Origin of the sequence: Lactobacillus ultunensis DSM 16047 (genome assembly GCF_001436305.1) — a bacterium.
Taxonomy (GTDB): domain Bacteria; phylum Bacillota; class Bacilli; order Lactobacillales; family Lactobacillaceae; genus Lactobacillus; species Lactobacillus ultunensis.
On record NZ_AZFO01000057.1, the window covers coordinates 1 to 7,161 of the forward strand.

A 7,161-nucleotide genomic window follows, 5' to 3' on the forward strand; every position below is an offset into this window, starting at 1 on the left:
TCCACTTTAGTGGGATTGTATCAATCTGTAATAGATGAGCCGCTTTTTTAGTACTTAAAACAACTAAGATTGTTGCATTTCGTATAATGCATCAGTTGCTACTTTAGAAACATTAATATGATTTCTTTTCGCCCAATCATTTAGTGCCTCTGGTATAGAAATATTTCTTCTAACCGTTTTGCCATACTTGTTATGCCATTCAGTCATGTTAACACTCACCCAAGAGGTCTGTTGTCCCTTCTTTAAATTCCATTTTCTAGAATCTTGAACTTTAGGATATTCTCTTGAGTCAAGCAAAGTCGCAATAGCGTCTTTAGCATTAAAAAGCGCCTCTGAAATATTTGAACCATCTGTAACTAAGCCAGGCAAATTGGGTGAACTCACGACATAATAATGCCCAGATTCATCATTATATTCCGTCAAAATAATTGGATAACTTACAATTTTTTGCTTCATTTTTTCTTTAGATACACCAACTAATTTTTAACTATCTTTTTTTAAACCTGCTTCTTTCAATATTTGTCTTTCTGTTCCCGGTCGTAATTCTTTATTATGCATAGGTACTTCAGTCATTCTCCCAGTTTCAGGATTAAAGAATCTTCGATGACCTCCACCTTTTGCTTGTTCTCCAAATCCATGCTTAAGAAGAAATCTAACCATTTTGGCCGGCTTCCATGGCATACCTTTTACTCCTTTATCCGGATTATACCATACACACAATTTTGTGTATGATATAAAATACTTTTATTTACTATCTTTTAATTCAAAAGCACTAACAAGGGAATCAAGTTGTGACTCATTCAAATAATTCTGCAAATAGCTTTGAACTTCCTGCTTATATTTTGGGACGATCTTCTCATATTCTTCTTCAATACCTTCATGCCATGAATCAACCACATTCTGAACGGCTGGAAGCCATAGGGGTAAACTGGTTGTAATATCAGCAACCTCCCCTTCATCTCCAAATTGTTGTGATGAAAACCCACAAATATCATAAAGCACATAATTCTTTTGCTCATTCTTGAGACCTAATTTACCTAGTACACCCTTTAACAAAATGCGACAGTTCTTATCAAACCAGATCTTAATGCAATCGTGTGCACATAACGTAGTCATCAAACACCGAGTCTCCTCCATTTTAATAAAACCTTGTCCATTCCCGTAATCTGGACTACTAAACATGTTACTAAAATCAGAACTTAGTCTTGTCTCCTCAAGATCGTTTAGATACAGTTCGATCGTCCATCTTATTTGACGATCTGAGAAACCATAACTATTTTTCAAGAATTTCTTGATGCCCTTCAAACTGTCTAAATCAAAATCATAATCTTTGAAATTAATTCGACGTTTCTTTACTTCTTTCATTGCTTCATTTGGTGACATAATCCGTCCTCCATCCTTTCTTTTTAAAACATATGTTCTAATATATCAAAATATGTGACCTTGGTACATATGTTCGTGCAATATTTATAAAAATTGCATTCCTTAAATTTACGTAGCAATTTTAAAGCTTAGATTTATTTAATTTAAGTAAATAATTTATCTAAAAAGTATTGATATTTACTTCAGATGGGTATAATATATCTCTACAAACTTATTATTAAACAGCTTTGATAAGGAAAGTAGATAAAATTATCTTTCGCAGAGAGTCTCTGGTTGGTGTAAAGAGACAAATGATGTTTTATTGAAGAATCACCTTTGAGCGAAACTATGATTTTAAATAGTTTAGGGACAGCCCTTTATAGCGACGGCGTATCATCTCATTGAGATCGTACGTTATTAAAGATACTGGCTTGCTAGTAAAGATAGGTGGTACAGCGGCAAAAGCGCCCTATTCAGATCCAATGGTCTGAGTGGGCGCTTTTTATCTTTCTAATCAAATGTTGCTGGATTTTTGACGAAAGGAGAATTTTTATGAAAATGTCAAAGTCCAAGTTGTTATCCATGGTATTAGTTAGCTCAACGATGCTTACAATTACCGCATGTGGTAAAAAAAACAACGATTCAGCAATGTCCAAACAGTTTAAGCAAACGGTTCCTCACAAGGCAATTAAGTCTGGAGGTACTCTTACTTATGCTCTAGAAAATGATTCACCTTTTACTGGCATTTTCTTAGCCGAATTAGCAGATACTTCACCAGATGCGGAAGCTGCCGCTCCTGGTGATGAGGGACTGTTCGCCATGGATGATCATTACAGAATCACCGATCAAGGTGCCGCCACACTTAAGTTGAATCACAAGAATCAAACGGCAGAGATCACCTTAAAGCCCAAAGTTCGCTGGTCTGATGGTCATCCAGTGACCGCTAAAGACATGGAATATGCTTATGAGATCTTAGCTAATCCAAAAGTCAAAACCACCCAGTATACAGGTTCATTAGAAAATATCAAAGGGATGGCTGAATACCACCAGGGTAAAGCTAAGAAAATCTCCGGTATCGAAATGCCTCAAGGTCCCACTGGAAAGAAACTTGTCCTTCATTTCAAAGAGTTGAAACCAGCAATGTTGAACGCAGGCAATGGCTTCTTCTGGGAACATGCAGCACCTTACCACTATTTAAAAGATGTTCCTTTCGATAAACTAGTTTCTAGTCCGCAAGTTCGTAAACATCCCCTCTTCTATGGTCCATATAAAATGGATCACACGGTTCAAGGACAATCAACAAGTTGGTCACGCAACCCTTACTACTGGCGCGGACGACCACACTTCGACCACGTTGAGATGTCCACGATCTCTACGAAGAACGCTTCTGCCGCAATTAAGAATAAAAAATTCGATGTAATCGATGTTGTTAACCAACAATATGATCAAGTAAAAAATACTAAAGATGTTAATTTTGTGGGAAAGAAATCACTCATGTACAGTTTCTTAGCCTTCAAAGTCGGTAAGTGGGATCAAAAATTGGGTAAGAATGTGCAAGATCCACATTCTAAAATGAATAATCCCGCTTTAAGAAAAGCCATGGCTTACGGAATGAATATCGATCAGGTTAACCAAAGATTATTCCATGGGATGCGTTACCGTGTAAACTCATTAATCCCTGCTCAATTTGGTAAATATTCTGATAAGAAGCTACCGGTTTATTCTTATAATCTAGCCAAGGCAAACAAACTGTTAGATAAAGCAGGCTATAAGAAAGACCGTAGTACAGGCTATCGTCTGCAACCTAATGGTAAAAAGTTAACGATCAACTTGGCAGTGCACTACTCTGATACAAATGTTGAATCTCTGTGGACCAACTATATGCAACAATGGAAAAAGCTAGGCTTGCACGTAAGATTTTTAAATGGTCGCCCAATGGAATTCAACAATTGGGTAAACGCAGTCAAATCAAGTGATCCGAAGATCGATGTATTGGCCAACGCCTGGGATCCTTCTGGTGATCCTTCTCCAACAATCTTTTATGGAGAAAAGATGCCATATAACTTTGCTCGTTTTGTTTCTCCAACTAACACTAAATTGTTGGAAGAAATTGACTCAAAGAAATCCTTTGACGAGAACTATCGTGTTAAGAAGATGCATGAATGGCAAAGATGGATGTACAACAATGCTTATGTCGTTCCAACTAATAGTTCATATGCAGTAACCGCTGTTAATTCTAAAGTTACCGGCTGGTCACTTAAGCCATCTGCACATGTTTGGTACGAAGCAGGTTTTACTAAAGAGTAAATTCATAACCCAATTTAAATAAACAATTTATAAAAAACTTCTAAGGCAATTCACCTTAGAAGTTTTTTAGTGATATTCTATTATTTTCTTTCAAAGCCAATCATTAAGCCGCCATCTTCTGCGTAGTAAGAACAAAGTCCACCACACTCAGCTAACGAAACCTGGGCATCAGGATATTTAGATAAGATTGCTTCTTTCATCTGCTCGGCCTTGTCTGGAGCTTGAACGTGATCGATTAAGACCCTGCCACCATGATAACCCGCCTTTTCCATGGACTTGATCATTTTAACAAACATTTTCTTTCCGCCACGAGTTTTACCTAGCATTTCAAATTTACCTGCATCGCTAGCCGTACCGTACACGTTTAACTTAAGCATATGTGCGATTCGAGCAACAGCTGGATTAATTCGTCCATTATTGGCTAGATTATCAAGGTTTTCTAGGACAAAAAGCAAATCTGTCTGATGAATCTTATACTTCATTGTTTCTACGATTTGATCAAAATCCAAGCCATCGTTTACCATTTTTGCCAAATATTCAGCTAACAAGCGAATCTGGGGACCGGCTGAACGAGTATCGAAAACTTGAATCTTAATATCGGAATGATTCTCAGTATATAAACGTGCTGCCTGCATTGCAGAATTGTAAGTTCCTGATAAAGCACTAGTGATAGTTAAAACATAAATCTCATCCGCACCAATAAATGCTTCTACCCAATCTTGCACGCTAGGACAAGCTGTTGAACTTCTTTCTTTAGTATTCTTCAAAGTGGTAACAAAATCTGGGATATTCAATTCGCCATCATCAAGCCAAGAAGATGAACCAGCTCTGATTGTTAAAGGGACATTGCTGTGCTTGATTCCAGATATTGAAGGCATAAAGGCATCTGCACCTGAATCTGTAATTATTTTTACTGTCATTTTAATTACCTCGCTTATGCTTAGATAATATCCGTTTTTATTTATAGTGTCAACGGTTTTTAAAAAACTTATATAAAGATATTCATTGACAGCTGATTAGAAATGATTAACAATAAAAATATCAAATCTAGGAGTGACACTTATGAAAAATGATGTAGCAATAGAACAATTTGAATTACCGACCTTTCAAGAACTGCCTGATATGGGACTTTATTTAAAACAAGTAGTATCGTATTTAAATAAATATCTCCAGCCATTAGGCAACATCAAGTTGACTAGTTCAATGGTTAGCAATTACGTAAAACATAAACTGATCATGCCACCCAAAGACAGGCTCTACAACCGTCAGCAAATTGCCCTTTTGTTCTTCATCGCTATAGCCAAAAATGTGATGGACCAGGAAGATTTACGCAAGGCCATCAGTATTCAGCAAAAGACCTACAAGATGGAGGTAGCTTACAACTACTTCGCTGCAGAATTGCACAATGTTTTATTATACGTCTTCAACAAAAAGACCCAATTAGAACAATTGGGTCATGATCATACTAAACAAAAGCAGATGTTGCGCAATGTCATTATGGCCTTTGCCTATCGTGAGTATTTGTATCAGTTTTTCAGAGAAGTTTAAAAAGCAGGCATTTTCTCATTATGAGGGATGCCTGCTTTATTTTACTCCACGCGATTATCACCAGAAACTGTACTTAAGAATAATTCACTGCCATCATCAACGTAATTCTTCTTATTAGCAATAGATACGTCGCCGCTAACTGTTTGTGCTTCGCAACGATCAACTTGAGTTTCCTTAACCCAATTGTCACCGGAAACGGTTTTGACTCTCATTTGTTTAAGCACTCGACTTTGCTTCATAGTAAAGTCACCGCTGGTCAAATGAGCTATACCCTGAGTGATTTCAGTTTCTTTTACCTTCAAATCACCAGAAACTAATAAGAAACTTGCTTCTTCGAATTTAGAATTATCCACCTGAAGATTGCCACTAAGCGTTTGCAAATCGGCTATTTTAAAATCTATCCCATTTACGGAAAGATTACCACTCTTGCATTTAACCTCAGCTTCTTCAAGCTCTACATCTTGAGGTACGGTAACTGTTACCTTCCCTTCACCTTGAGAAAATTCAATTCTAAAAACCCCTTTTTGCCAATGAAAATCATGTGATTCACTATTCGTTTGCGTCAGGATGAGTTGGTCCCCATTTTGCTCAAGTTCAGGCTCATTGTCTTCTGGTCCAGCATAATGAATTTCAAAGTGATCCCCAACATTTAAGTCTAAATCTAAGCTTTTAAAATCTACTTTTAACTTTTTAAATACATCAGTTCCTAGTGTCTTATCAACTTTAGAAACTTCCACTTTTTTCTTTAAGAACATTATTCTCATCCCTTCATTAAAATAAATTTTATTTGTATTTAATTTTATCTTAATTTTAAGGGATTGCAAGTGTTTTTTGTATTCGGAGTGGAATTAAAAAAGCATCCCGAATGGGATGCCTTGAATATTAAATATACAAGTTTACTTTAAATAAACTCTTCTTAGTATGATGTCCGTTAGGATACTTTCTTACATTAAAGATTCTTACCAAATTTCCCTTATCGGCTGGCTCAGGACCACAAGAAACATGATCACGTTGATAATAGAAGTTATCCGTTGAATCGCGATGTATATCACTCCAACAATAGCCCTGTTTCACAGATTGATTCGTAAACTGAAGTCCTTCAGTCTTTCTCATATGATAATATCCTTCAACGTATCTTCCGCCACGCTTGAAATATTGTTGCTGGCTAGGAATAATTAACATTTGTTCAGGATCTGGCACTGCACTCAAGTGGTGGTAATCTCTTGTAAAAGTATTTAGAGCTGCAGTTATATACCATGATTTAGTATACATTTTCAGAGCATTCAAGTTTAAACCATAGTCATAGTATTTCTCAGGATCAGGTTCTTTTCCAGTTGATTCCCATTCTTTAATGGCAGGCATAATATAGTCGATTTCACCTTTTTCAACAACCCGATCTCTAAAAATTGGTTGTCCTTTAGAAATCGAACATGGCATATCAGATAAACTCCCATCAGGATAACATTCATCTGGCGCTTTGGCTGTTATTTTCTTAGTAGCAGTATAGACCGTCAATCGACCTGGAAAATTCTTGCTATTATGAGCACTTAATTGAGCTGCAGACACATATTTTCTAGTTTTGAATGCCATATGATAATACTTTTTACCATTAATGTATCTATAGCCATTACTATAAATATTTCCGTACCATTCTTTATTAATCATATGTCCATGAATGTCATAAGTTTGAATGGGTCTTTCCATCACAACACCCATAAACTTACCAATTCGCTTAAACGGATCACGTGCACCATTACATCCTTTCAAGTAATGCATTCTACCTACAGATGCATTAACAGTAGCAGGATGATTTGTTTGAACAACGCATAGTAAACTTAATCCTAAAGCAATTAAGAAAACTATCTTTTTATTGATCTTCATCTTTATCCTAATACTCCTTATTCTCTTCATTCTATAATCAATACGCGTGGTGCTAGTTAAATC

8 protein-coding genes and 1 other annotated feature are annotated in these 7,161 nt (G+C 36.3%); of the genes, 2 read left to right on the forward strand and 6 right to left on the reverse strand.

Features of this window, described 5'->3' with window-relative positions:
- Positions 1–63: 63 nt before the first annotated feature.
- The 3 genes from FC57_RS10055 to FC57_RS10065 all read right to left on the reverse strand — a co-directional run bounded on the left by FC57_RS10055 (position 64) and on the right by FC57_RS10065 (position 1,383).
- A complete protein-coding gene (locus FC57_RS10055; protein ID WP_007125636.1) occupies positions 64–456 on the reverse strand; it encodes a type II toxin-antitoxin system HicB family antitoxin in 393 nt (130 codons plus the stop codon).
- 27 nt (positions 457–483) lie between these two features.
- Positions 484–681, reverse strand: a complete 198-nt coding sequence (locus tag FC57_RS10060; protein WP_040529403.1) for a type II toxin-antitoxin system HicA family toxin — start codon at positions 679–681, stop codon at positions 484–486.
- A gap of 63 nt (positions 682–744) precedes the next feature.
- The gene (locus tag FC57_RS10065; protein ID WP_007125634.1) at positions 745–1,383 is read right to left on the reverse strand and encodes a hypothetical protein; all 639 of its coding nucleotides are present in this window, start codon (positions 1,381–1,383) and stop codon (positions 745–747) included.
- Between the two features lie 218 nt (positions 1,384–1,601).
- Positions 1,602–1,837: a binding site (T-box leader), on the forward strand.
- An 83-nt stretch (positions 1,838–1,920) separates the two neighbouring features.
- Here FC57_RS10065 and FC57_RS10070 point away from each other — a divergent pair.
- Positions 1,921–3,669: an oligopeptide ABC transporter substrate-binding protein gene (locus FC57_RS10070; protein WP_056990030.1), complete on the forward strand. Its 1,749-nt coding sequence runs from the start codon at positions 1,921–1,923 to the stop codon at positions 3,667–3,669.
- Between the two features lie 80 nt (positions 3,670–3,749).
- On the opposite strand, the gene FC57_RS10075 is transcribed toward FC57_RS10070, so the two are convergent.
- Positions 3,750–4,589 (reverse strand): DegV family protein, encoded by an 840-nt coding sequence (locus FC57_RS10075; protein ID WP_007125632.1) that lies wholly within the window; start codon positions 4,587–4,589, stop codon positions 3,750–3,752.
- 142 nt (positions 4,590–4,731) lie between these two features.
- Between FC57_RS10075 and FC57_RS10080 the strand changes: the two genes are divergently transcribed.
- A complete protein-coding gene (locus FC57_RS10080; RefSeq protein WP_007125631.1) occupies positions 4,732–5,217 on the forward strand; it encodes a DUF1836 domain-containing protein in 486 nt (161 codons plus the stop codon).
- A 41-nt stretch (positions 5,218–5,258) separates the two neighbouring features.
- On the opposite strand, the gene FC57_RS10085 is transcribed toward FC57_RS10080, so the two are convergent.
- Positions 5,259–5,972 carry a DUF4097 family beta strand repeat-containing protein gene (locus FC57_RS10085; RefSeq protein WP_040529402.1) on the reverse strand — a complete coding sequence of 238 codons (714 nt, stop codon included), beginning with the start codon at positions 5,970–5,972 and terminating at the stop codon, positions 5,259–5,261.
- 127 nt (positions 5,973–6,099) lie between these two features.
- On the reverse strand, positions 6,100–7,161 hold a 1,062-nt coding region (locus tag FC57_RS10090; protein WP_236695730.1), incomplete at its 5' end, for a hypothetical protein.